Source organism: Mycobacterium sp. E787, assembly GCF_001668725.1.
In the GTDB taxonomy this organism is placed as follows: Bacteria; Actinomycetota; Actinomycetes; order Mycobacteriales; family Mycobacteriaceae; genus Mycobacterium.
The window spans coordinates 98,858-123,055 of record NZ_LZKL01000055.1; the positions used below are offsets into that span (position 1 = coordinate 98,858).

Below are 24,198 nucleotides of genomic sequence, written 5' to 3' on the forward strand. Positions count from 1 at the left end.
TACGGCGGCCGATCGGTACCCTGCACAGTATGTTTGGTTTTCTGCCCTCCATTCCGGGGATCGACGAGGTCCGTGCGCTGGCGGGCCGCGTCGACACCGCCCGCCACCACGGCGTGCCCAATGGCTGCGTGCTCGAGCTAGACCTGCGCTCGATGCCGCCGGAGACGACGGGCTTCGACCCGGTGGCCATCATCACCGGGGGCGGCCGGCCCATGGCGTTGCGCGACGGCGTCGCGGCGATCCATCGCGCCGCCGAGGATCCCCGGGTCGCCGGGCTGATCGCCCGCGTGCAGCTGGGGGCGTCGGCCCCGGCGGCGGTGCAGGAGTTGCGGGCGGCGATCGCGGCTTTCAGCGCCGTCAAGCCGTCACTGGCGTGGGCCGAGACCTACCCCGGCACGCTGTCCTACTATCTGGCCTCGGCGTTCGGTGAGATCTGGATGCAGCCCGCGGGCAGCGTCGGGCTCGTCGGGTTCGCGAGCAACGCGATGTTCCTGCGTGACGCGTTCGACAAGGCGGGGATCGAAGCCCAGATCATCACGCGCGGCGAATACAAGTCGGCGGCAAACCTTTTCACCGAACACGGCTTCACCGAGGCGCACCGCGAGGCCGTCACCCGGATGCTGGAGAGCCTGCAGGACCAGGTGTGGCGGGCGGTCGGCGAATCACGCAAGGTCGAGCCGGCGGCGCTCGACGCGATCGCCGACCGGGGCCCGCTGTTGCGCGACGACGCGGTCGCCGCCGGCCTGGTCGACCGCATCGGGTTCCGCGACGAAGCATACGCCCGGATCGCGGAACTGGTTGACCCCGAGGATATTTCGGATGACAAGGAGCCGCCCAGGCTCTACCTGGCGCGCTACGCCGGTGCGGCCCGGCCGCGACTGAACCCGCCCGTGCCGTCGGTGCCCGGCCGCCGATCCAAGCCGACGTTCGCCGTGGTCACCGTCGACGGGAACATCGTCGGCGGGCGCGGGGGCCCGCAATTCCTGCCGATCGGCACGCCCACCGCGGGCGCCGACACCATCGCGGCCGCACTGCGCGAGGCCGCCGCCGACGATTCGGTGTCCGCGATCGTGCTGCGGGTGAACAGCCCGGGAGGATCGGTCACCGCGTCCGAAACCATTTGGCGCGAGGTGAAGATGGCACGCGAACGCGGCAAGCCGGTGGTGGCGTCGATGGGTGCGGTCGCCGCGTCCGGCGGCTACTACGTGGCGATGGCCGCCGACGCGATCCTGGCCAATCCGGGCACGATCACCGGCTCGATCGGCGTGATCACCGGGAAGCTGGTGGTTCGTGACCTGAAGGGCCGCCTGGGCGTCGCGTCGGATACGGTGCGCACCAACGCAAATGCCGACGCCTGGTCGGCCGACGCGCCGTTCACGCCGGACCAGCGGGCGCATCGCGAGGCGGAGGCGGACCTGATGTACACCGACTTCGTGGAACGGGTCGCCGAGGGCCGCAAGCTGAGCACCGAGGCCGTGGAAGTCGTTGCCCGGGGACGGGTCTGGACCGGTGCCGACGCCGCCGAGCGTGGACTGGTCGACGAACTCGGCGGCTTCCGGGAGGCCGTGCGGCGCGCCAAGGCCCTCGCGGGCCTGGACGAGGACGCCGAGGTCCGTCTCGTCGGCTATCCGAGCTCGTCGCTGCTCGACCTGGTGCGACCCCGGGCCTCGTCACAGCCGGCCGCGGCGTCGCTCCCGGATGCGCTGGGCGCACTGCTCGGTCGCTCGATCGCCGGAATCTTGGACAGTGCCGAACAGACACTGAGCGGCGCCAGCGCGCTGTGGCCGGGAAATTCAAGGTTTTGAGTCAGGAAGCCTGCCGCTGATGAAGATGATCTCGCCGAGCGGGTCGTCGTGTTCGGGCGCGGGCACCTCGATGTCGTTGCGCCGGAACAGTTCGGTTCGCGTGATGCCGTCGACGTCCCATCCCTTGGACCGCAGATAGTCGACGACATGGCTGCGCTCTCCGGTGTAGACCAGCGACGCCATGTCGATGTCGACGCCGTGCTCCCGGAACACGCCGGACATGTCCTGCACCCGGCTGGCGTCGAAATCGATGATGCCCGGCACGAATTCGGTGGCGATGGTGCTGCCGGGCGCGCTGAGGTCGGTGATGTTGTCGAACAGCCGGTCCTGCGCCTCCGGCGGCAGGTAGATCAGCAGGCCCTCCGCCAGCCACGCGGTCGGCGCGGTCGCGTCCCACCCGGCCGCCTTCAGCGCGGCCGGCCAGTCGCCGCGCAGGTCGATCGCGATGGTGCGCCGGGTGGCGGTCGGTTCGGCGCCGATGCCGGCCAGCGTGGTCGTCTTGAACTCGATCACCCGGGGCTGGTCGAGCTCGTAGACCACCGTGCCGTCCGGCCACGGCAACCGGAAGGCGCGCGAGTCCAGGCCGGCCGCCAGGATCACCGCCTGGCGCACCCCGGTGCCGGTGGCGTCAAGGAAGTAGTCGTCGAAGTACTTGGTGCGCACGGCCATTCCGTCGCTCATCGCCTGCATGCGCGCGGGCGACGCGTTCTCGATGGCGTCGAGGTCGATTTCGCCGTCCATCAGCTTGGTGAAGAGATCGACGCCGACGGCGCGCACCAGCGGCTCGGCGAACGGGTCGTTGATCAGGCCGCGGGGATCCCTGGTCGCCATGGCGCGGGCGGCCGCGACCATGGTCGCGGTCACGCCCACGCTGGACGCCAGATCCCAGTTGTCGTCGTGAGCGCGTGGCATACGCGCAACCCTACTTGAGGGTCGCGGCGACGTAGCTCAGCTCACCGAACGTGGCCGCCATCTCGTCCTCGGGGAAGTCAAACCCGTTGCGCGCGTACAACTCCCTGGCGGGGTGGGGGGTCACTTCCCAGCCGTGCGTGGTCAGGTAGTCGACGACGACGTTGCGCTCGCCGCGGTAGAACAGGTCGGCCGCGTTGAGGTCGAAACCGAAGCGCTGCCAGCGCTCGGAGATGCGCTGCAGGCGTTCGTCGGAGAACGCGTTCGGGTCGGGCACGTGCTCGGTGGCCAGCCGGCTGCCGGGCGCGCTGAGCGCGGTGATGTTGTCGAACAACCGGTCCTGCGCCTCGGGCGGCAGGTAGGGCAGCAGCCCCTCGGCGCTCCATGCGGTCGGCAGCGCGACGTCAAAACCGCCTTCGCGCAACGCCGCCGGCCAGTCGTCACGCAGGTCGATGGCGATCGCGCGGCGCTCCGCGGTCGGTTCGGCGCCGATGTTGGCCAGGGTCTCGGTCTTGAACGCGATGACCTGTGGCTGGTCGATCTCGTAGACCACCGTGCCGGCCGGCCACCGCAACCGGTAGGCCCGGGTGTCCAGGCCGGACGCCAGGATCACCGCCTGCCGCACGCCGCCCGCGGTGGCGCCGAGAAAGAAGTCGTCGAAGAACCGGGTACGCACCGTGATCTGCTGCGCCCGCGCTTTGCGGTTGAACAGCGGGTCGTCCTCGAAATCGAGCTCCCCGTCGATGATCCGGATGAAGGGATCCAACCCGACGGCGCGCACCAACGGATCGGCCAGCGGATCGTCGAGCAGCGGGTCGGGGCCCTGCGACGCCACCGCGCGCGATGCCGCGACCATCGTGGCCGTCGCCCCCACGCTGGACGCCGGGCCCCAGCTGTCCCCGTCGGTGCGCCCCTTACTCATGGCTGCCGCTCACGTAGAGCACATCGCCCATCCGCATGTCGTCGTCGGCCAGCGGCGGAAGGCCGTTGGCGGTGAACAGGTCCCGGATGCTGATGCCGTCCATCGCCCAGCCGCGCTCCCTCAGGTAGGGGGCGGCCTCGTTGCGCTCGCCGAAGTAGACCAGCCCCGCCATGTCCAGGTCGAACCCGTGCGCCCGCCAGCGTTCGGAGATGGTCTGCATGCGCTGTTTCATCTTGTCCTCCTCCCCGGGCTCGGGGTTGGGCGCGCTTTCGGTGGCCAACCGGCTGCCCGGCGCGCTGAGTTGGGTGATGGTGTCCAGCAGGCGGTCCTGCGCCTCCGGGGGCAGGTAGCCGAGCAGACCCTCGGCGCTCCACGCGGTCGGGCGGGCCGGGTCGAATCCCGCGGCGCGCAGGGCGGCGGGCCAGTCGTCGCGCAGGTCGACGGCCACCACCCGCCGTTCGGCGGTGGGTGCCGCGCCCAGCTGGGCCAGCGTGCGGGACTTGAACTCGATGACCTGCGGCTGGTCGACCTCGTAGACCACGGTTCCGGTGGGCCAGGCCAGGCGGTACGCCCGGGAGTCCAGGCCGGACGCCAGGATCACGACCTGCGTGATGCCCGCCTGCGTCGCCCCCAGGAAGAACTCGTCGAAGAACTTGGTCCGCACCGCCATGTTGTCGGCCATCCGGGACATCGCGCCGGTGGACGCCCCGGCGCCGTCGTGCACGTCGTTCAGGTCGTCCGGATTCACCTCGCCGGTGGCCAGCCGGGTGAGCAGGTCCACGCCGACGGCCCGGACCAGCGGCTCGGCGAACGGGTCGTCGATCAGCGGACGGTCGGCGCGGGACGCCACGGCACGGGCCGCCGCGACCATGGTCGCGGTCACCCCGACGCTGGACGCCAGGTCCCAGGTGTCGCCCTCATACCTGGTGGAAGTCATGTTTGCCCCTGTTCGGATCTAGTTAATCTAATATTTAGCCGATATAACAAGCTTCTACCACTGTACGCGTGCCGGGTTTCGCGGCAACCTTGACGGATGACGTACGCCGCCGCCGGCAAACGGGTGCTCATCACGGGCGCCTCGTCGGGGCTGGGGGCGGCCCTGGCCAGGCGATTGGCCGAGCGGGGGGCGGTAGTGGGGCTGGTCGCCCGCCGGCGGGACCGGCTGGCCGGGGTGCTGGGCGATTGCCGGCAGGCCTCGCCCGAATCGGCGATGTGGGTGGCCGACCTCGCGGACACCCCGGCACTGGGCGAGCTGGCGGTGCGCGCATGGGAGGGGCTGGGCGGCGTCGACGTGCTGGTCAACAACGCCGCGGTCCCGAAGCGCCGGCCCGTCACCGCCCTGCAGCCCAGCGAGGTGGAGGACGTCATGCGGCTCAACTTCTTCGCGCCGATGCGCCTGACGCTGGCCCTGTTGCCGCGGATGCTCGAGCGGGGCTCCGGCCTGATCGTCAACGTGTCCAGCGTGGGCGGCCGGCTCGGGATCATTCACGAAAGCGCCTACTGCGCGAGCAAGTTCGCGCTGTGCGGGTGGAGCGAGGCGATGGCTGTGGACCTGCACGGCAGCGGTGTCGCGGTGAAGCTGATCGAACCGGGGCCCGTCGACACCGAGATCTGGGACCACCCGGGCAGCGAGGAGCCGCTCTATCAGGGCCCCAAGGTGCCCGCCGACGAGGTGGCCGAGGGGATCATCGAGGCGCTGGGCACCGAGCGGTTCGAGCACTACGTCCCACGACAGATGCCGTTGAAAAATGTAGTCGACGCCAAGAACGCCGACCTCGACGCGTTCATCGCCGGCGCGGCGACGATGGCGCCGCGATGAAGGCCCTCGTCTACGGCGTCCCGCCTGAGCCGTACGAGGCACCCGGTTTGGACGATGGGACAGCCAACACGCTGACCCAGAACCTCGCCCGCACCCCGACCGCGCTGCGCGAGGTGCCGGATCCGGTGCTGCCGCATGACGATTGGGTGCTCACCCGGCCGCGGCTGACCGGCATCTGCGGGTCGGACTCCAAGCAGATCCTGATGGATTTCGGCGAGGCCGACGCCGACAATGCGATGTCAGCCTTCTGCTCCTTCCCGCAAGTCATGGGACACGAGGTGGTCGCCGACGTGGTCGCGACGGGCCCCAAGGCCCGCGGGATCCAGATCGGCCAGCGGGTCGTGCTGAACCCGTGGCTGTCGTGCGGGCCGCGCGGCATCTCACCGCCCTGTCCCGCCTGCGAAAGCGGCGACTACAGCCTGTGCTGGAGCTTCGCCGACGGCGACATCAAGCCCGGCATCCACACCGGGGTCTCGGCCGACGTGACGGGCGGCTACGCCGAGCTGATGCCGGCCCACGACAGCATGCTGTTCGCCGTCCCGGATTCGGTGCCCGACGAGCTGGCGGTGTTCGCCGACCCGTTTTCGGTGTCCCTGCACGCGATCACGCGTCACCCGCCGCCGCCCTCGGGCCGGGTGCTGGTGTACGGGGCCGGTTCGCTGGGGTTGTGCGCGGTCGCGATCCTGCGGGCGCTGTATCCCGAGGTGGCCGTCGCGGTGGTCGCGCGGTTCGCGGCGCAGCACGAGCTGGCCCGCGGATTCGGGGCCGAATTGGTGCTGGAGCACGAACCGCGGCTGGCCGTCATCGAGCGACTGGCCGCGTGGGGCGGCGGCCGGCTGCGGCAGCCGCTGCTGGGCCTGCCGATGGCCTACCCGGGGGCGGTCGACGTCGTGTACGACACCGTCGGCAAGCCGGAGACCTTCGAGGTCGGCGTCCGGGTCCTGCGCGCCCGCGGGACGCTGGTCAAGGCGGGCGTGCACGCGCCCGGCCGCTGGGAGTGGAGTCCCTTGTATTTCAAGGAGATCGCGCTCGTGGGCTCGAACGCGTTCGGGGTCGAGGACGTCGAGGGCCGGCGCCGGCACGCCATCGCCCACTACCTGGAGCTGGCCGCCGCCGACCGGATTGACCTGCGCCCCATGCTGACCCACACGTTTGCACTCGAGCAGTGGCGCGACGCCTTCCTGGCCATCGCCAACCAGGCCGACAGCGGCGCCGTCAAGGTCGCGTTCGACCAGCGCTAGGCCGATCGATGTCGACTTGCTGGGCGTGGTTCATTCAACATCTCGTCGCTCAGCGGGCTGGTTCCCCAGCCGGGCAATGCCCCCTACTGCACGAGCAAGCATGGCATCGTAGGGCTTTCGCTTTCGCTGCGGGCCGAGGGAGCGGACCTCGGCGTAAAAGTCACCGCGGCCTGCCCCCGGCGACATGAAGACGAAGATCTACGACAACATGGTCGTGGTCAACATGCCGCGCGAGCGGGTGGCGACGTTGAGCCGGCGCACCCACTATCTGATGCCTCAGATGAGCGCAGAGGCCGCGGCCCGCGCGATACTGCGCGGCGTGGACCGGAACCGGCCGCTGATTGTGTTTCCCGCCGCAGTTCAGGTCATTTGGCACTTTTACCGCCGGTTTCCGGGCCTGTTCTACCGGATCAATCTCCATCGCATGCGACTGTTTCGCGGCCTTCGAGCTGCCCCTGATCGATCACGGGCGGGTGGCGCGATAGTAGTTCAATCTCCCGAGAACGCGGTGTCGCGTCGATGCGACCTCGGTGCAGTCGAATCCCGCCGCCGTCAGCAGTCGGGGGATCGCGTCGCCGAGGTTGCCGGCCGCGTGGGGGTTGCGCCGGATCAGCCGCGCCGTCGGGCCGTGGTCGGCGGCCGCCTCGCCGCCGATGTCGACGAGGTGCAGCCGCCCGCCGGGCCGCAGGACCCGGAAGATCTCCGCCGCCGCAGCGGTTTTCGCATCGCCATTGATGTGGTGCAGCATCATCGACGACAGCACCCGGTCGAATTCGCCGTCGGCGTAGGGCAGCCGCTCGGCGTAGCCCTGTTCGAAACGAATGTCGTTCGACTTGCGCCGCGCCCGGTCGAGTGCCCGGGGGTCGGGGTCGGATCCCGTGACGTCGGCGCCGGGGTGGGCGCGCTTGACTCGGGTGGTGAGATTGCCGGTGCCGCAGCCGATTTCCAGGACGCGCTGGCCATCGGCGATCTCGGCCTGCGCGATGAGGGCGGCATAGACCTTCCGCATTCCCAGCAGCCGGGCGAACAGGTCGTAGCAGGGCAGCAGCGCGTCGTGCCCCGCGGCGGGCAGGTAGTCATGTGGATGATGTTTTGTCACGCCTCCATGGTGAACCGCTGGGGCGGCATATAATTAGGTGATTATCGGTAAAAGTAGGACTATCTTTGGTGCAATGAGTGTGGCAACCCGGTTGGCCAGCCATCGCGGCGGTGTGCCCGTCTACCAGTACCGGAGCGACCCGGACACTCCGACGGTGTCGGTGCAGTGGGCGGATCGCCAGGACGTGCTCGCGCATGGCCGCCACATTCACGACTTCCCGGCCTTGTGGTACATCCCCGCCGCCGGTCATGTGTATGTGGTGGCGCCGGGCGAGGTCATCGACCCCGCCGGCGTGAGCGATATCGCCGGCGGGGTGGGGGTCTTCTTCGATCCCGCCGCGCTGGGCGAGGACGGCCGATCGCCGTGGCCGGCGTGGCGGGCGCATCCGCTGCTGTTCCCGTTTTTGCACGGGCGGTCCGGCGGGCTGCTGCGCCTGGAAGTGCCCGCGGAGCGGCGGTCGGCGTGGGAGGGCGCGATCGCGTCGATCGACACCGAACTGACGGGGCGCCAAGACGGCTACCAGCAGGCGGTGCTGGCGCATCTCACGCTGCTGCTGATCGACCTCGCGCGGCTGGCCGTCGACGTGGTCGGCGACCTGCGGCGCAGCGGCGAACCGCTGCTGGCCGAGGTATTCGAGGTGATCGACCGGCGGCACGCCGAACCGTTGTCGCTGCGCGACGTGGCCGGCGAACTCGGCATCACGCCCGGGCACCTGACCACCGTGGTGCGGCGCCGCACCGGGCGCACCGTGCAGGAGTGGATCATCGAACGCCGCATGGCCGAGGCCCGGACGTTGCTGGCCGAGACGGATCTTCCGGTCGCGGAGGTCGCCGGGCGTGTGGGGATCGGCGACCCGGGCTATTTCAGCCGGCTGTTCGGCCGCACGCATGGCACCTCGCCCCGCGCGTGGCGCGGTTCAAACCGCTAGTGCCCCTTGGGATCCGGCGACGGGCAGGTCGATCGGGGTGATGACACCCGGCGGCGCCTCGCACAGGAACGGGATGGCGTTGACCGCCGCGATGGCCGTGCTGTCCATCAACACGGTCATCACGTCCTCTCCGGGGTTGCCGAACCGGATCGTTGCGTCGACGCGTGGGTCGCCCTCGATCACCACGCTGAAACCCTTGGGGTCGGTCCATGTCGGGTCGAGCGCGTCGTCGCTCATGGTCCAGCAGATGGCCAGCTCGATCAACGGCCGCCCGCCGCGATAGCCGCGATAGGTGCGGCGCTGGCCCCCGGCGGTGCCTGCGGCGTAGTGCACCCAGCCCAGATTCAGATCCCGGGTCAACACCGCGGGCTCGACGAATGCCTCCTTGGTGTCGAGCTCGGTGCCCAGCATGGTGGCGATCATGTCCAGCGTCTCGAAGTAGCCGAGGCCGTATCGCTGCGTCGCGGGGTCGAGGTGGGTCACCCGCTCACGGGGCGGCTTCCCGAATCCGAGCACCTTCCACACGTCCTGGACGGGATAGGTGGTGCAGTCCAGCGTTTCGACGAGCTTGACGCTGCGGACTCTTCGGCAGGCGCCGGTGAGGAAGCCGGCGACGACGTTGATGAAGCCCGGTTCGAACCCCGTCCCCAGGAAGGTCGCACCGCCCTGCCGGGCCGCCTCCTGCAGCGCCGGGAGCTCGGCCGGGTGATGGGTACCGGTCACGAAATCTCCGGTGGTGACGACGTTGATGCCGCAGCGCAGCATCCTGATCACCAGGTCGTAGTCGATGGCGCGGGGCATGTAGTTGACACAGTCCGGCTCGAGCGCGATCAACGCGTCGACATCGCCAGTTGCCACAACGCCGACCGGGGCCTGGCCCGCGAGCTCGCCGGCGTCACGGCCCACCTTGTCCGCACCGAAGGCGTGGACGCCCACGACGTCGAAGTCGTCGCGCTCCAGCAGGGCGCCGAGCGCCCGTGTGCCGATGTTGCCGGTCGACCACTGGACCACTCGGTACGTCATGGTCACACCGTATCGATGTCCAGCCAGTCGTCGACCTCGAACCGCTCGTCGACGGCGCGGATCGTCGCGCCGCCCCGGCCGGGGTAGTGGGCGGGGATCACGGCGGCCTTCGCCCGGGCGGCCTCGGTGAAGATCCGGCGGCGGGTCACGGCGGCGGCGGTGGCGTCCACGTCGAACGCGCAGGCGTCGCCGGGCCGGCGCAGCTGCAGGGGGCTGTGGGTGAGGTCGCCGACGAAGACCGCCGGCTGACCGGCGTCCAGCCACAGCACCGAGGAGCCCGGGGTGTGCCCGGGGGCGGCCCGCAGCCGCAGCGACGGACTGATCTGGAAATCCTCGGACCATCCGACGAGCTGGCCGGCCTCATCGATCGGTAGCACGCTGTCGGCGAACACGAGCCGGTCACCGGGCTGCCCGCCGGCGGGCCCGTCGGGTGAGAAGTGGCGGTAGTCGGCGGCCGGCACCAGGTAGCGCGCGTTGGGGAACGTCGGGACCCAGCTGTCCCGGGAGTCCTTGTCCGCCATGGTGTTCCATCCGACGTGGTCGGAGTGGATGTGGGTGTTGACCACGACGTCCACCGCGTGGCGGTCGATGCCCGCCGACCGCAGGGCCGCCAGGAAATCGGTGCTGAGGTGGTCCAGGGGCGGCATGTGCGGGCGCTCGCGGTCGTTGCCCACGCCCGTGTCCACGACGACGGTCAGCCCGTCGACCTCGATGACCCAGCTCTGGATCGCGATGTGCCACTGAGCGGCGCCGGGGTCGAAGAAGTCCGGCACCAGCAGGTCGGCGTTGTCGCGCCACCCCGATGGCGGCGTGTGCGGGAACGAGCTTGTCGGCAGGTCGAACTGGAGCTCCAGCACCCGCGCCACGGTCGCGCGGCCGAACCGGACCCGGCGCATCAGGCGTTGGCGCGCAGATAGGTGTAGACGCCGGCGAAGTTGCGGTTCACGTCCTCGGGAATGGGCACCGGTCCACCGAGAGCCCTTGCTCCCCAGACGATTTGGGCGGTCCGCTCGACCAGTGCGGTGATGTGCAGCACCTTGTCCGGCCGTGGCCCCACCGCCACCAGCCCGTGGTTGGCGATCAGCGCGGCGCCCCGGCCCTCCAGCGCCGTGACCGCGTTGGCGCCGACATCGGGCGTCCCGGAGGCCGCGTACTCGGTGCACCGGACCTCCCCGCCGCAGTAGACGGCGAACTCGTCGATGCAGGCCGGAATGGCTTGGTGCGCAATGGCGAACATGGTGGCCCACACCGGATGGCTGTGGATCACGCTGCCGACGTCGTCGAACGCCCGGTAGCACGCCAGGTGCAGCTGCATCTCCGACGACGGGAACCGGCCGTCGGCGGCGTGCAGCACCGCACCCTGCGGGTCGATCAGCACCAGGTCGTCGAGTTGCATGTCGCGGTAATCGACCGACGACGGCGTGATCACGATGTTGCCGTCGGAGCGGCGTGCCGAGATGTTGCCGGCGGTTCCCTCGACCAGGCCCCGGCGCAGCATGTCCTTGGCCGCGTCCAGCACCGCCGTTTCGGGGTTGTCAACGTGTTTCACGGCGGAGCACCTCCGGGTTGACGATGTGGGCGGGCGAGCCGCCGGCCAGCAGCGCTTCCAGGTCGTCGGCCACCATCTGCGCCTGCCGGGCCTCAGTGTTCCACGTGGCGCCCCCGATGTGGGGCGTGAGCACGACATTGGGCATGCCGACCAGCGGGTGATCGGTCGGCAGCCACTCGCCTACGAAGTGGTCCAGGCCGGCGGCGGCCACCTTGCCGGCCCGCAGCGCGTCGACGAGCGCGTCGGTGTCGTGCAGCTGGGCCCGGGCGGTGTTGAGGAACACCACGCCGTCGCGCATCGCCGCGAACTGCGCCGCGCCGATCATGCCGGCGGTGTCGTCGGTGACCGGCGCGTGCAGGGACACCACGTCGGCCTCGGCCAGGAGTTCGTCGAGGCCGTGGCGGGCCTCGTCGTTGTACGGGTCGTGGGCGATCACCCGCATGCCCAGCCCTTCCAGTCGCCAGCGGGTGGCGCGGCCGACGGCCCCCAGGCCCACCAGCCCGGCGGTGCGCCCGGCGATCTCCCAGCCGCGGAACCGCTGATACGGGATGCTGCCGTCGCGAAAGGTGTTGCCGCTCCGCACATCCGCGTCCGCGGTCAGCAGCTGACGGGTGGCGGCCAGCAGCAGCGCCACTGCCAGCTCGGCGACCGCGTCGGCGTTGCGGCCGGGGGTGTTCAGCACCGGGACGCCCGCGGCGGTGGCCCCGTCGATGTCGACGTTGTTCGGGTCGCCGCGGGTGGACGCCACGGCGATCAGGGCGCGTGGCCCCGGGTCGAACACCGGGCCGCGCACCGAGTCGCTTTCCACCACAACGACATCGGCGCGCTCTGCCGCGATCCGCTCGGCCAGCTGCTCGGCGCTGTAGATCCGCAGCGGGGTCTGCTCGATCCAGGGGTCGTACACCACGTCGGCCAGTTGCCGGAGCTTGTCGAACCCCGGCCCGCGCAGGGGCGCCGTCACCAGGGCGCGCGGTCTTGGCGTCACGAACGTCAATGCTGGCGTACGGTGACGCCCGTGTCACGTGATGACGTCACAATCGGCATCGACGTCGGCAGCACCGCCGTCAAGGCGGTGGCCGCCGACGCCGACGGCCGGGTGACCGCGCGGGCGCGCATCCCCCACCAGCTCAAGGTGCCGGCGCCCGACCTTCTCGAACACGACGCCGACGCGGCGTGGCGGCGGGGGCCGGTGGCCGCCCTCGCGCGGCTGGACCGCCCGGACGCGCGGGCGGTGGCCGTCGCGGCGATGGTGCCGTCGATGACCGCCGTCGACGCAGCGGGCGCCCCGCTGACGCCGGGGCTGTTGTACGGCGACGGGCGGGGACGGGTGCCGGGATCGGACGAGCAGCCACTGCCGGCGCTGGGCGAGGCCGCCGAGTTCCTGCGCTGGACGGCCGCCCGGGCGCCCGGCGCCGCCGGGTACTGGCCCGCGCCCGCGGTGGCCAACCATGCCCTGGCGGGCGAGGCGGTGCTGGACGTCGCCACCGCCGCCACCGCCTTCCCGCTGTTCGACGGGACGGGCTGGAACGCGGCGGCGTGCGCCGAGCGGGGCGCGTCGGTGCAGCAGATGCCGCGGGTGGCGACGATCGGGACGGCGGCGGGGCAGGTCACCGGGACGGGCGCCGTGCTGGGCATCGGCGCCATCGACGCGCTGTGCGAACAGATCGTGGCCGGCGCCGAGCGCGACGGCGACGTGCTGGTGCTGTGCGGCACCACCCTGATCGTGTGGAACACCATCGCCGAGGCCCGGCAGGTGCCCGGCCTGTGGACCATCCCGCACACCACCCCCGGCAAAAACCAGATCGGCGGGGCCAGCAACGCGGGCGGCCTGTTCCTGGGCTGGGTGGATCGCGTTGTGGCGCAGGCGGATCCGGGTGCCGCCGATCCGCGGCGGGTGCCCGTCTGGTCGCCCTACATCCGCGGCGAGCGCACCCCGTTCCACGACCCCGATCGCCGGGCCGTGCTCGACGCGGTGGACCTCACCCACGACGCCGCCGCGCTGCGGCGGGCCGCCTACGAGGCGTCGGGCTTCGTCGTCCGGCAGCTGATCGAACTGAGCGGGGCGCCGGTGGCGCGCATCGTTGCGGCGGGCGGGGGCACCCGGGTCGCGCCGTGGATGCAGGCCATCGCCGACGCCACCGGGCGCCAGGTGGAGGTGTCCGCGGTCGCCGAGGGGGCGGCGCTGGGCGCGGCCTTCCTGGGCCGCATGGCCGCGGGCCTGGAGACGTCGATCGCCGACGCCGCGCGCTGGGCCCGCATCGAGCGCACGGTCGATCCCGATCCCGCGTGGGCAGCGGCGACCGCGGACCGCTACCAACGCTTCCTTCAGCTGGGAAACCAGAGATCGTGCGCCATACCCCCGGCGGCGTTCTAGGCTGGTGCAATGACTGACCAGGACCGCAAAGCCGCCCGCCGCGAAATCGCCGACGCCCTGCTGAAAGCCCTCGAGCGTCGGCACGAGGTGCTCGACCTCATCGTGGATTCCGAGGACACGGCGGCCGCGGTCGAGGCGATCGTCGCATTGCTCGACACGTCGCACGCGGGCGCCGAAGCGGTGATGGGCATGTCCTTCGACCTGCTCACGAAGGATTCCCGCAAGAAGATCCAGGCCGACCTGGAGGACCTGAACAAGCAGCTGAGCTTCACGCTCGGCGAGCGCCCGGCGAGTTCGGGGGAGACCCTCGAGCTGCGGCCCTTCTCCGCCGAGGCGGACCGGGACATCTTCGCCGCCCGCACCGAGGACATGGGCGCCGCCGGCGACGGGTCCGGCGGACCGGCCGGCAACCTCGACGACGAGATTCGTGCGGCGCTGGGGCGCGTCGACGACGAGGAGGCCGCCTGGTTCGTGGCCGTCGACTCGGGCGAGAAGGTCGGAATGGTGTTCGGCGAGCTGGTCGCCGGCGAGGTGAACGTGCGGATCTGGATCCACCCCGAGCACCGGAAGAAGGGTTACGGCACGGCCGCGCTGCGCAAGTCGCGCACGGAAATGGCGTGGTGCTTCCCCGCCGTGCCGTTGGTCGTCCGGACGCCGCCGGCCAGGCCCGCCTGAGCTACGACACCGCGATTGCGATGGCCACGGCGTCGAGTGTGAGCCCACGGCTTTCGGTGTGAGGCCAGGGCTTTCGCTGTGAGCCCAGGGCCGAAAACCGGCCCGAATCCCGCCCCATACGCACACTCAACGCCACCAGTGCACACCCAACGCCGTCATTTCACACGCGTTGTCGGCTGTCGCGATCGCGAGCCCCTAGCCCAGCGTGGCGGTGACGGCGATGATGTTGCGCAGCTGGGATTCCTCGTCGGCCGGGAACACGCGCCCGTAATCGGCGAAGAACTCGCGCCGCGGCCGGGTGGTCACCCGCCAGCCCCGCTCGCCCAGGTAGTCGACGACATTGCTGCGCTCGCCGTCGAAGAACAGCCCCGACAGGTCGACGTCGCACCCCAGGTTCGCCCACCGGTCGTTGAATTGCCGCGCGCGTTCGGTCATGGTGCGGCCCGAGTCGCCGTGGTACTCGGTGGCCAGCTTGCTGCCGGGCGCGCTGAGCTCGGTGATGTTGTCGAACAGCCGGTCCTGCGCCTCGGGCGGCAGGTACATCAACAGGCCTTCGGCGCTCCACGAAGTCGGTTGCGACGGGTCAAAACCGCCGCGGCGCAACGCTTCCGGCCAGTCGTCCCGCAGGTCGACGGCGACGGTGCGCCGGTCCGCGGTCGCCTCGGCCCCCAGGTTGGCCATGGCCGCGGTCTTGAACTCGACGACCTTGGGCTGGTCGACCTCGTAGACGACGCTGCCGGGCGGCCAGGCCAGCCGGTAGGCGCGCGCGTCCAGACCGGCGGCCAGGATCACCGACTGGGTGACCCCGTCGCGGGCGGCGTTGAGGAAGAAATCGTCGAAGAAGCGGGTGCGCACCGCGATCGAATCGGTCTCCAGTCGCAGGTCCCGTTCGCCGTCTTGCGGGTCCGACGGCAGCACGTCGCCGTCGACCAGGCGGACGAAGAAATCGAGGCCGACCGCCCGCACGAGCGGCGCCGCGAACGGGTCGTTGATGATGGCGTCCGGCTCCGCGCTGGCCAGCGCGCGGGCCGCGGCGACCATGGTGGCCGTGGCGCCGACGCTGGAGGCCAGATCCCAGGTGTCTTGTTCGGTTCGCGTCATGATGCCCCCACTTACTTAGCAAATGCAACGAGTCACCGAAACTCTACGCCTCGCCGGTGTCGGCAAAGGGTGTCGACAGGACCTCCCCCGTTCAGCTGTTAGTCTCGTACACGGTTTGACGCGCTTGTATATATGGCAGCCGTACGTCCTGGCCTGCGGGTGTTAGGCGCGTGACGCAGGACGCAGGAGGAAGAGTGCTTTCGGCTTTCATCTCATCGTTGCGGACAGTCGACCTGAGACGGAAGATCCTCTTCACGCTTGGCATCGTCCTTCTCTATCGGGTCGGCGCCGCTCTGCCGTCTCCGGGTGTGAACTACCCGAACGTGCAGCAGTGCATCAAGGAGGCCAGCGGCGGCGAGGCGGGACAGATCTATTCGCTGATCAACCTGTTCTCCGGCGGCGCGCTGCTCAAGCTCACGGTGTTCGCCGTGGGGGTGATGCCCTACATCACGGCCAGCATCATCGTGCAGTTGCTGACCGTGGTCATCCCGCGCTTCGAGGAGCTCCGCAAGGAGGGCCAGTCGGGCCAGGCCAAGATGACCCAGTACACCCGCTATCTGGCCATCGCGCTGGCCATCCTGCAGGCCACCAGCATCGTGGCGCTGGCCGCCAACGGCGGGTTGCTGCAGGGCTGCTCGCTGGACATCATCGCCGACCAGAGCATTTTCACCCTGGTCGTCATCGTCCTGGTGATGACGGCCGGCGCGGCCCTGGTGATGTGGATGGGTGAGCTGATCACCGAGCGCGGCATCGGCAACGGCATGTCCTTGCTGATCTTCACCGGCATCGCGGCGCGCATCCCCGCTGAGGGCAAGTCCATCCTGGACAGCCGCGGCGGGGTCATCTTCGCCGCCGTCTGCGTCGCCGCGCTGGTGATCATCGTCGGCGTGGTGTTCGTCGAGCAGGGCCAGCGCCGCATCCCCGTGCAGTACGCCAAGCGCATGGTGGGCCGGCGCATGTACGGCGGAACGTCGACGTATCTGCCGCTGAAGGTCAACCAGGCCGGCGTCATCCCGGTCATCTTCGCGTCGTCGCTGATCTACATCCCGCACCTGATCACGCAGCTGATCCGGAGCGGCAGCGGCGGCGTGGGCAACAGCTGGTGGGACAAGTTCGTCGGCAGCTACCTGTCCGACCCGAGCGACCCGGTCTACATCGGCATCTACTTCGGCCTGATCATCTTCTTCACCTACTTCTACGTGTCGATCACGTTCAACCCCGACGAGCGTGCCGACGAGATGAAGAAGTTCGGCGGGTTCATCCCCGGCATCCGGCCGGGCAAGCCGACCGCCGACTACCTGCGTTATGTGCTGAGCAGGATCACGCTGCCGGGCTCGATCTACCTGGGCGCGATCTCGGTACTGCCCAACCTGTTCCTGCAGATCGGGAACGGCGGAGCGGTCCAGAATTTGCCGTTCGGCGGAACTGCGGTTTTGATCATGATTGGCGTCGGTTTGGATACGGTCAAACAAATCGAGAGCCAGCTCATGCAGCGCAACTACGAAGGGTTCCTCAAGTGAGAGTGGTTTTGCTGGGACCGCCCGGGGCGGGCAAGGGTACGCAGGCCCAAAAGCTCGCCGAGAAGCTGGGGATCCCGCAAATCTCCACCGGGGAGCTGTTTCGGGACAACATCGAGAACGGAACCAAACTCGGGCTGGAGGCCAAGCGCTACCTGGACGCCGGCGACCTGGTGCCCTCCGACCTGACCAACCAGCTCGTCGACGACCGGCTGGACGATCCCGACACCGCCAACGGCTTCATCCTCGACGGCTACCCGCGCTCGCTCGAGCAGGCCAAGGCGCTGCACGAGATGCTCGACCGCCGGGGCACCGACATCGACGCCGTGGTCGAGTTCCGCGTCTCGCAGGACGAGCTGCTGCAACGGCTCAAGGGGCGCGGCCGCGCCGACGACACCGACGACGTCATCCTCAACCGGATGAAGGTCTACCGCGACGAGACCGCGCCGCTGCTGGAGTACTACAGCGGCGAGCTGAAGACGGTCGACGCGGTCGGCACGGTGGACGAGGTGTTCGCCCGCGCGCTGCGGGCGCTGGGCAAGTAATCATGAGCGCGCTGGCGCGGCTGCGCAGCCGCAGGGTCGTGCCGCAGCGCAGCCCCGGTGAGCTCGACGCGATGGCCGCGGCCGGCGCGGTGGTGGCCTCCGCCCTGCAGGCGGTCCACGCGGCCGCGGTCGCCGGGGCGTCGACCCTGGGCCTCGACGAGATCGCCGAGTCGGTGATCCGCGAGGCGGGCGCCGTTCCCTCATTCCTCGGCTATCACGGCTATCCGGCGTCGATCTGCGCGTCGGTCAACGACCGGGTGGTGCACGGCATCCCGTCCGCCGCGGAAATCCTTGCGCCCGGGGACCTGGTGTCCATCGATTGCGGTGCGGTGCTCGACGGCTGGCACGGCGACGCCGCGATCACCTTCGGCGTCGGGAAGCTGGACGCGGCCGACGAGGCGCTGTGCGATGCGACCAGGGAATCGCTGCAGGCCGGCATCGCGGCGATGGTCCCCGGCAACCGGCTGACCGACGTCGCGCACGCGATCGAGACCGGCACGCGCGCGGCCCAGGCCCGGTACGGAATCGCGTTCGGCATCGTGGAGGGCTACGGCGGCCACGGCATCGGCCGGCACATGCACATGGACCCGTTCCTGCCCAACGAGGGTGCCCCGGGCCGCGGCCCGCTGCTGGCGCCGGGCTCGGTGCTGGCCATCGAGCCGATGCTGACGCTGGGAACCGGCAAGACGCTGATTCTCGACGACGCCTGGACCGTCACGACCGCCGACGGGTCGCGCGCGGCGCATTGGGAGCACACCGTCGCGGTGACCGACGCGGGGCCGCGCATCCTGACACTTGCCTAGTTGAACTGGCCGCCCATTCGACTCGTTTCAGTAGTCGGAGGTGATCGAGTGGCCCGGGTTGCAGGAACTTGGGGCGCGTCCGGGGCTGCCGAGGCCGCTCTGATGAAGGCGCTCTACGACGAACATGCCGCGGTCTTGTGGCGCTACGCGCTCCGGTTGACCGGGGACGCGAGCCAGGCCGAGGACGTCGTCCAGGAGACGCTGCTGCGGGCGTGGCAGCATCCGGAGGTCGTCGGCGACACCGAGCGGTCGGCGCGGGCGTGGTTGTTCACCGTCGCCCGCAACATGATCATCGACGACCGGCGCAGCGCGCGGTACCGCAACGTGGTGGGTTCGCTGGACGAAGCGGGGGCACCCGAGCAGTCCACACCCGACGAGGTGAACGCGGCCCTGGACCGCCTGCTGATAGCCGAGGCCATGACGCAGTTGTCCACCGAACACCGGGCCGTGATCGAACGGTCCTACTACCGTGGTTGGACCACCGCGCAGATTGCTGCGGACCTGGAGATCGCCGAAGGAACGGTGAAGTCGCGATTACACTATGCCGTGCGGGCATTGCGGCTCACTCTGCAGGAACTTGGGGTCACGCGATGACCATCCGCATGGTCATCGACTCCGAATACTTGATGGGTGACAGGAGATGGACGAGATGAGGACGCCGCTGACAGGCATCGGCCCGCCCGGTGACAGCGAGGTGTTTGGCCTGACCACAGGGGATGACCACCGCTACGCGATGTGGGATGCCGCATACGTGCTGGGGTCGTTGTCTGCCTCCGACCGCCGCGAATTCGAGTCGCACATGGCCGGCTGCCCCGCATGCCGGGAGGCCGTCGCCGATCTGAGCGGCGTGCCGGCCCTGCTGTCGCAGCTTGACCGTGCCGAAGTGGCCGCGATGGACGAACCGGGCCGTGCCGGCGCGGCGACACCCGAGATGTCACCGGAGTTGCTGCCGGCGCTGTTGGCGACGGTGCGCTGGCGCCGGCGCCGCACCCGGGTGGCGACCTGGGTCGCATCGTCCGCGGCGGCCGCGGTGCTGGGGGTCGGCGTGCTGGTCGGAGTGCAAGGGTATGTCTCGTCGCCCGCGCAGCAGCCGGCCGCGTCCTCGCAAACCATGGCGCAGGTCGGCACGACCCTGCTGGCCTCCACGGTGCAGCTGTCCAGCCAGCACTGGGGGACGTCGATCAACCTGAAGTGCGTCTGCCTGGCACCGATGAACGCCCACCACGACACGCTCGCGATGGTCGTGGTCGGCCGCGACGGCAGCCAGACCCGGCTGGCGACGTGGACGGCCGAGCCCGGCCACACCGCGACCCCCGCGGGCAGCATCTCGACGCCCGTCGACCAGATCGCCGCCATCCAGGTGGTTGCGGCCGACAGCGGTCAGGTTCTGCTGCAGCGCTCGCTGTAAACCCCTGCCAACACGGCGCGCGGTGAACTGAATTCACCCGCGCGCCGTGTTACAGGCATGCCCAGGAAGCAGCGGGTGGTCGACCACATCGTCGAGCGGCTCGCCTCGGCCGGCGTCGACCACATCTTCGGGGTGGACGGCGCCAACATCGAGGACCTGTACGACGCCGCGCATTTCCGCTCCGGCATCACGGCCGTGCTGGCAAAGCACGAGTTCTCCGCGGCGGCCATGGCCGACGGGTACAGCCGCAGCGGGGCCGGACTGGGGTCCGGCCTGGGAGTCGTGGCGGCGACGTCGGGCGGCGGCGCACTGAATCTCGTTGCGGCCCTGGGTGAGTCGTTGGCGAGCCGGGTTCCGGTGCTGGCCCTCGTCGGCCAAACGCCCACCGCCATGGACGGCCGGGGCGGCTTTCAGGACACCAGTGGCGTCAACGGATCGCTGGATGCGCGGGCGGTGTTCTCCGCGGTGTCGGTGTCGTGTGAGCGGGTGCTCAACCCTGCCGACGCGCCGCCGGCGCTGTCCAGGGCGATCGCGGCGGCGCGTACCGGCGGTCCGGCAGTGTTGTTGCTGCCCAAGGACATTCAGCAGGGCTACCTCGACTGCGAGCGCACCGGGTACGCCGTGCAGTCTTTGCGGCCCATCGGTAACCCGACCCCGCTCGCCGGAATCCTGCGCGACGCGGACGGCCCGGTCACCATCATCGTCGGCGAGCAGGTGGCCCGCGACGACGCCCGCGGCGAGCTCGAGGCGCTGCGTGCGGTGCTGCGGGCCCGGGTGGCGACCGTGCCCGACGCCAAGGACGTCGCCGGCACCCCGGGCCTCGGGTCGTCGTCGGCGCTGGGGGTGACCGGTGTGATGGGCCACCCGGGGGTGGCCGAAGCGGTGGCGGCCAGCGCCGTCTGCCTGGTGGTCGGCACCCGGCTGTCGGTCACCGCGCGCACCGGCCTGGACGACGCGCTGGCGGCCGTGCCGACGGTGTCGATCGGCTCGGCGCCGCCGTACGTCCCGTGCACGCACGTGCACACCGACGACCTGCGCGGCTCGCTGCGACTGCTGGCCCGGGAGCTGTCGGGTACGCGACGGCCCACGCGCGTGCGGGTGCCCGACCTGGTCCGGCGCACCGAGCTGGCGCCGCCGCCGTGCGACGGGCCGGGGGTGCGCTACCGCGACGCGATGGCGGTGCTGGACGGCTGCCTGCCCGACGGCGCGGACATCGTCGTCGACGCGGGCAACACCGGAGCGGCGGCCGTGCACTACCTGCCGGCCCGGCGGGGCGGCAGGTTCGCGGTCGCGCTGGGCATGGGCGGCATGGGATACAGCTTCGGCGCCGGCATCGGGATGGCCTTCGGTCGCGCCGGCAGCGGACGCCCCCGCGGGCGCACCGTCGTGATCGCCGGGGACGGCGCGTTCTTCATGCACGGCATGGAGGTGCACACCGCCGTGCAGTACCGGTTGCCGGTGACCTTCGTGGTGTTCAACAACAACGCCCACGGGATGTGCGTGACCCGCGAGCAGCTGTTCTATGACGACCTCTACAGCTACAACCGCTTCCGGTCCAGCCGGTTGGGCGCCGGGCTGGCGGCGATGTTCCCGGGCCTGGCTTCCGTCGACGTCGCCGACCTCGACGGCCTGGCGTCCGCGATGCGTGCAGCGCTGGACACCGGCGGCCCCGCCGTCGTCAGCGTCGAATGCGCCGCCGACGAGATCCCGCCGTTCGCACCGTTTTTGACCCCGACCATCAAGGAGAACCGGACCGATGTCGTTGCCAGCGCTTGAGGACATCCCCACGCCCCTCGACGGCGTGACCCGCATCGAGACCAGCCCGCGGGAGCAGGCCACCCCGATCATCATGGACATGATGCGGTCGGTGTACCCGCACGACCAGGTCTTCGGGGACTACTGCACCGTCAACGCCTACGTCGAGTGTCCGCCCGACGACCTGTACGGGTACATGGCCGACACCCGCAGCCTCGAGGAGTGGACGTACAGCCTGCGCGGGTTCACCCCCACCGGCGAGCCCGGCCTGTGGGTGGCCCACGACCGGCTCGGCTCGGAGACCGAGATCTATACCCGGACCGTCGCCAACGAACGTTCCCGCACGGTCGACTACCACTGCGCGTGGGATCAGGGCGAGCACCTGTGGATGGTCTACCTGATGCGCGTCGTCGACGCGCAAGTGGTCATCGACAGGCCGGGTTCCGTTGTGCTGTGGACGAACTGCCATCACCCGTTCTACGACCGCAACCCTTATCCGCACACCGCCCCGCCGCAGCGCCCGGTGTGGGTCGGCGACTTCTGGGACATGTTCGGCGCCGGCCACCTGCTGGAGCTGAAGAACCTCAAGGCCATCGCCGAGTACCGCCACCGCAACGGTCTGCCGGTGACCCCGAAATGGATGGGGTGAACCATGAACCAGCCGAGCGTCAGCCTGATCGACGTCTCCACCTATCTGCCCGGCGACCCGATCGGCGCCGACTACTACGCGCGATTCGCCGAATCCGACGACCTGCGTGACAATCTCATGTTCCGCGCGCCGGCGTTCCGCCATCACGTCGCGCCGGAGGAGAGCTCGATCGACATGATCGAACGCGCGGCGCAGGGCCTGATCGAGCGGCACGGCCACGACGTCGTCGAGGGCGCCGACGTGCTGATCACCCACACCCAGGTGCCGGACATGGCGTTCTATGGGCAGGGGGGCGGCATCGCGCACCGGCTGGGCATGCGGCCGTCGTGGGTGCTCGACCTGAACAACGGGGGGTGCGCGGCGTTCGTGTTGGCGCTCAACGTGGCCCGCAAGCTGCTGTCGTCGGGGGAGGGGCACAGCGCGCTGATCGCCGTCGCGCAAAACGCCGCCGGGCAGTTCTTCGACCAGCCCACGATCCGCCGCAAGGCACAGTCGGCGGTGCCCGGCGACGGGGCCGCGGTCGGTCTGGTGACGCTGTCGGACCGATCGCCCATCCTCGGCGTCGAATGCCGCACCTACGGCGAGTACGCCGGCGAGATGACGCTGTCCTACGACCCGCCGCGCAAGTGGTGGCAGGCCGGGCCGGGCGAGGGCAGCATCGGCTTCACCGAGAGCAAGATCACCAAGGTGCTGGCCCGTGGCAACCGCCAGGTGCCCGAGGTGGCGCTGGCGGTCTGTGACCGGATCGGCTTGTCGTCCAAGGACATCGACGTTCTCGTCACCAACCAGCCCAACCGGGTGTTTCTGCGCAACTGGCGCGACGCGCTCGAGCTGCCCCCCGAACGCCACCGGGACACCTTCGACAAGTGCGGCAACCTGTTCGGCGCCGGGATCCCGGTCAACCTCGATCACGCGATCTCCGACGGTCAGGCGAAGCCCGGCGATCTGGTCATGATGGCGGCCTTCGCCCACGCCGGGGACTTCGCGGGCGCCGCGGCGGTGCGCTGGGGCGGGCGCGGCTGATGCAACCCGTGCGCGGCCCCTTCGCCGACGAGCTCGACGACGCCTTTCCCACCGCGATCGACCCGCTTGCGTTGTCGCTCAACGAGAATCCGTTCCCGCCGCTGCCGGCGGTGCGGTCGGCGCTGATCCGCTCCATCTACGCGGTCAACCGGTATCCGGAGTTCCTTCCGGAGCGGCTGCGCGGCGTGATCGCCGGCCACGCCGGCGTGCCCGCCGGGCAGGTGGTGCTCGGCGCCGGCGCCACGGGCGTGGCGTTGCAGGCCCTGCAGGCGCTGGCCACGCCGGGTGACGCGGTCGCGATGGCTTCGCCGACATTCGACGGCTATCCGATCATCGCGCGGATGGCGCGGCTGAATTCGCTGACCGTGCCGCTCGATACGCACGGCCACAACGACCTCGACGGGCTCGCCGACGCCGCGGCCACCGCCCGGGTGGTGGTGGTGTGTCGCCCGCACAACCCGACCGGTGTGCTGGACCCCGCGGCCCGGGTGGTGCGGTTCCTGCGCCGGGTGCCGCGCGACACCGTCGTGCTGCTCGACGAGGCCTACATCGAATTCGTCGCGCCCGAGCACCGCATCGACGTCCCCGAGCTGCTCGCGAGGTTTCCCAATGTCGTGGTGTTGCGCACCTTCTCCAAGGCGTACGGGCTGGCCGGGCTGCGCATCGGCTACGGGCTGGCGTCCCCCGAACTGGCCGGTGCCCTGTGGTCCCAGCAGCTGCCGTTCGGGATCGCGCTCACCGGCCTGCTCGCGGTCGCCGCCTCGTACGCGGCCGAAGAGCAACTGCTGCAACGGATTCGGGCGATCAACGCCGAGCGTCGCTATCTGCGGATGCGGCTGAGCGCGTTGGGCATCTACACCACCGACGCCCACGCGAACTTCGTGTACCTGCCTTCGAGGGGTGGGCCGTGGCACGAAGTTTTCGCGGGCAGCGGCCTGCAGGTCCGTCACTACGCCGACGGCGGCGCGCGGATCACCGTGGGTAACCGCGCGTCGACGCTGGCGGTGGTCTCGGCGGTCGGAAAGGCCACGGTTGCGCCGCAGATGCGGTAAG

At 70.3% G+C, this 24,198-nt stretch carries 25 protein-coding genes; 16 read left to right on the top strand and 9 right to left on the bottom strand.

Annotated elements, in window-relative coordinates; genetic code table 11:
• The first annotated feature begins 29 nt into the window (after positions 1-29).
• The gene (sppA, locus tag A5705_RS11540; RefSeq protein ID WP_068277571.1) at positions 30-1,805 is read left to right on the top strand and encodes a signal peptide peptidase SppA; all 1,776 of its coding nucleotides are present in this window, start codon (positions 30-32) and stop codon (positions 1,803-1,805) included.
• On the opposite strand, the gene A5705_RS11545 is transcribed toward sppA, so the two are convergent.
• The 3 genes from A5705_RS11545 to A5705_RS11555 are packed head-to-tail and all read right to left on the bottom strand — an operon-like array spanning position 1,794 to position 4,573.
• Positions 1,794-2,717 carry a class I SAM-dependent methyltransferase gene (locus A5705_RS11545; RefSeq protein ID WP_067873397.1) on the bottom strand — a complete coding sequence of 308 codons (924 nt, stop codon included), beginning with the start codon at positions 2,715-2,717 and terminating at the stop codon, positions 1,794-1,796. The genes sppA and A5705_RS11545 overlap by 12 nt on opposite strands.
• Before the next feature lie 10 nt (positions 2,718-2,727).
• Complete coding sequence (locus A5705_RS11550; RefSeq protein WP_067873400.1) at positions 2,728-3,636, bottom strand: class I SAM-dependent methyltransferase; 909 nt, start codon at positions 3,634-3,636, stop codon at positions 2,728-2,730.
• The gene (locus A5705_RS11555; RefSeq protein ID WP_067873403.1) at positions 3,629-4,573 is read right to left on the bottom strand and encodes a class I SAM-dependent methyltransferase; all 945 of its coding nucleotides are present in this window, start codon (positions 4,571-4,573) and stop codon (positions 3,629-3,631) included. The genes A5705_RS11550 and A5705_RS11555 overlap by 8 nt, the downstream gene beginning before the upstream one ends.
• Before the next feature lie 96 nt (positions 4,574-4,669).
• Between A5705_RS11555 and A5705_RS11560 the strand changes: the two genes are divergently transcribed.
• From A5705_RS11560 to A5705_RS29160, 3 genes are read left to right on the top strand one after another with little or no spacing between them, the layout of a single operon-like run.
• Entirely contained in the window at positions 4,670-5,455 is a 786-nt protein-coding gene (locus A5705_RS11560; protein WP_067873406.1) for an SDR family oxidoreductase, read from the top strand.
• On the top strand, positions 5,452-6,696 hold the full coding sequence (locus A5705_RS11565) for a zinc-binding dehydrogenase (protein ID WP_067873410.1): 1,245 nt from the start codon (positions 5,452-5,454) through the stop codon (positions 6,694-6,696). The genes A5705_RS11560 and A5705_RS11565 overlap by 4 nt, the downstream gene beginning before the upstream one ends.
• 39 nt (positions 6,697-6,735) lie before the next feature.
• Positions 6,736-7,155 carry an SDR family NAD(P)-dependent oxidoreductase gene (locus A5705_RS29160; RefSeq protein ID WP_156738237.1) on the top strand — a complete coding sequence of 140 codons (420 nt, stop codon included), beginning with the start codon at positions 6,736-6,738 and terminating at the stop codon, positions 7,153-7,155.
• Positions 7,156-7,159: 4 nt separating this feature from the next.
• Here the strand turns inward: A5705_RS29160 and A5705_RS11570 are convergent, their stop codons facing one another.
• Positions 7,160-7,795, bottom strand: a complete 636-nt coding sequence (locus A5705_RS11570; RefSeq protein WP_067873413.1) for a class I SAM-dependent methyltransferase — start codon at positions 7,793-7,795, stop codon at positions 7,160-7,162.
• 73 nt (positions 7,796-7,868) lie between these two features.
• Between A5705_RS11570 and A5705_RS11575 the strand changes: the two genes are divergently transcribed.
• The gene (locus A5705_RS11575) at positions 7,869-8,723 is read left to right on the top strand and encodes an AraC family transcriptional regulator (RefSeq protein ID WP_067873417.1); all 855 of its coding nucleotides are present in this window, start codon (positions 7,869-7,871) and stop codon (positions 8,721-8,723) included.
• Here A5705_RS11575 and A5705_RS11580 read toward each other — a convergent pair.
• From A5705_RS11580 to A5705_RS11595, 4 genes are read right to left on the bottom strand one after another with little or no spacing between them, the layout of a single operon-like run.
• Positions 8,712-9,746 (bottom strand): dihydrodipicolinate reductase, encoded by a 1,035-nt coding sequence (locus tag A5705_RS11580; RefSeq protein ID WP_067873419.1) that lies wholly within the window; start codon positions 9,744-9,746, stop codon positions 8,712-8,714. The two genes, A5705_RS11575 and A5705_RS11580, sit on opposite strands and share 12 nt — an antisense overlap.
• A gap of 2 nt (positions 9,747-9,748) precedes the next feature.
• Positions 9,749-10,642 carry an MBL fold metallo-hydrolase gene (locus A5705_RS11585; RefSeq protein ID WP_067873422.1) on the bottom strand — a complete coding sequence of 298 codons (894 nt, stop codon included), beginning with the start codon at positions 10,640-10,642 and terminating at the stop codon, positions 9,749-9,751.
• Positions 10,642-11,295 (bottom strand): L-fuculose-phosphate aldolase, encoded by a 654-nt coding sequence (locus tag A5705_RS11590; protein ID WP_067873426.1) that lies wholly within the window; start codon positions 11,293-11,295, stop codon positions 10,642-10,644. Before A5705_RS11590 ends, A5705_RS11585 begins: the two co-directional genes overlap by 1 nt.
• Entirely contained in the window at positions 11,282-12,280 is a 999-nt protein-coding gene (locus A5705_RS11595) for an NAD(P)-dependent oxidoreductase (RefSeq protein ID WP_067873429.1), read from the bottom strand. Before A5705_RS11595 ends, A5705_RS11590 begins: the two co-directional genes overlap by 14 nt.
• A 30-nt stretch (positions 12,281-12,310) precedes the next feature.
• On the opposite strand from A5705_RS11595, the gene A5705_RS11600 reads away from it, so the two are divergent.
• Positions 12,311-13,669 carry an FGGY-family carbohydrate kinase gene (locus A5705_RS11600; RefSeq protein WP_068277574.1) on the top strand — a complete coding sequence of 453 codons (1,359 nt, stop codon included), beginning with the start codon at positions 12,311-12,313 and terminating at the stop codon, positions 13,667-13,669.
• A gap of 9 nt (positions 13,670-13,678) precedes the next feature.
• Positions 13,679-14,344 (top strand): GNAT family N-acetyltransferase, encoded by a 666-nt coding sequence (locus A5705_RS11605; RefSeq protein ID WP_067873435.1) that lies wholly within the window; start codon positions 13,679-13,681, stop codon positions 14,342-14,344.
• Positions 14,345-14,539: 195 nt separating this feature from the next.
• On the opposite strand, the gene A5705_RS11610 is transcribed toward A5705_RS11605, so the two are convergent.
• Entirely contained in the window at positions 14,540-15,445 is a 906-nt protein-coding gene (locus A5705_RS11610) for a class I SAM-dependent methyltransferase (protein WP_068277576.1), read from the bottom strand.
• A 194-nt stretch (positions 15,446-15,639) separates the two neighbouring features.
• On the opposite strand from A5705_RS11610, the gene secY reads away from it, so the two are divergent.
• From secY to A5705_RS11655, 9 genes are read left to right on the top strand one after another with little or no spacing between them, the layout of a single operon-like run.
• Positions 15,640-16,965: a preprotein translocase subunit SecY gene (gene secY, locus A5705_RS11615; protein WP_067873441.1), complete on the top strand. Its 1,326-nt coding sequence runs from the start codon at positions 15,640-15,642 to the stop codon at positions 16,963-16,965.
• Positions 16,962-17,507 (top strand): adenylate kinase, encoded by a 546-nt coding sequence (locus tag A5705_RS11620; RefSeq protein ID WP_067873444.1) that lies wholly within the window; start codon positions 16,962-16,964, stop codon positions 17,505-17,507. The genes secY and A5705_RS11620 overlap by 4 nt, the downstream gene beginning before the upstream one ends.
• 2 nt (positions 17,508-17,509) lie before the next feature.
• Positions 17,510-18,310, top strand: a complete 801-nt coding sequence (gene map / locus A5705_RS11625) for a type I methionyl aminopeptidase (protein WP_067873448.1) — start codon at positions 17,510-17,512, stop codon at positions 18,308-18,310.
• A gap of 48 nt (positions 18,311-18,358) precedes the next feature.
• Positions 18,359-18,904 (top strand): sigma-70 family RNA polymerase sigma factor, encoded by a 546-nt coding sequence (locus A5705_RS11630; protein WP_082956421.1) that lies wholly within the window; start codon positions 18,359-18,361, stop codon positions 18,902-18,904.
• A 46-nt stretch (positions 18,905-18,950) separates the two neighbouring features.
• Positions 18,951-19,718, top strand: a complete 768-nt coding sequence (locus tag A5705_RS11635; RefSeq protein ID WP_067873454.1) for an anti-sigma factor — start codon at positions 18,951-18,953, stop codon at positions 19,716-19,718.
• Between the two features lie 57 nt (positions 19,719-19,775).
• The gene (locus A5705_RS11640) at positions 19,776-21,494 is read left to right on the top strand and encodes a thiamine pyrophosphate-binding protein (RefSeq protein WP_156763097.1); all 1,719 of its coding nucleotides are present in this window, start codon (positions 19,776-19,778) and stop codon (positions 21,492-21,494) included.
• Positions 21,475-22,122: a hypothetical protein gene (locus tag A5705_RS11645; protein ID WP_067873457.1), complete on the top strand. Its 648-nt coding sequence runs from the start codon at positions 21,475-21,477 to the stop codon at positions 22,120-22,122. Before A5705_RS11640 ends, A5705_RS11645 begins: the two co-directional genes overlap by 20 nt.
• A gap of 3 nt (positions 22,123-22,125) precedes the next feature.
• Entirely contained in the window at positions 22,126-23,145 is a 1,020-nt protein-coding gene (locus A5705_RS11650; RefSeq protein ID WP_068277581.1) for a 3-oxoacyl-ACP synthase III family protein, read from the top strand.
• The gene (locus A5705_RS11655) at positions 23,145-24,197 is read left to right on the top strand and encodes an aminotransferase class I/II-fold pyridoxal phosphate-dependent enzyme (RefSeq protein ID WP_068277586.1); all 1,053 of its coding nucleotides are present in this window, start codon (positions 23,145-23,147) and stop codon (positions 24,195-24,197) included. Before A5705_RS11650 ends, A5705_RS11655 begins: the two co-directional genes overlap by 1 nt.
• The last annotated feature ends 1 nt before the right edge of the window (position 24,198 follow it).